This window comes from Maritimimonas sp. 2205BS37-2 (genome assembly GCF_056591755.1).
Genome location: NZ_JBWQOI010000011.1, coordinates 1 through 261, shown reverse-complemented (window position 1 = coordinate 261; position 261 = coordinate 1). Strand labels below are relative to the sequence as shown.

Below are 261 nucleotides of genomic sequence, written 5' to 3'. Positions count from 1 at the left end.
GAATACAGCAGTAGCGACGATCGACTCAAGTACAGGAGTAGTTACACCAGTATCAGCAGGAACAACAGATATAACGTATACAGTTACTGATGGCAATAGTTGTAGTTCGACCAGTGCAGCGTTTACGGTAACAGTACATGCCTTACCGACTTTAACTTTTACAAGTAGTAGTGATCCTACCAGTTGTGGTGGTACAGATGGAACAATAGTATTAGCGACTACGGATTTAGCAGATGGTAGTTATACAGTAAGCTCAACGGC

The 261-nt window shown here is 42.5% G+C and carries 1 protein-coding gene; it reads left to right on the top strand.

The window, feature by feature from the left end; all coding sequences use genetic code 11:
• Positions 1–261, top strand: a 261-nt coding sequence (locus AC1EUU_RS15435) for a hypothetical protein (protein ID WP_480202344.1), incomplete at both ends; no start/stop codon positions are given.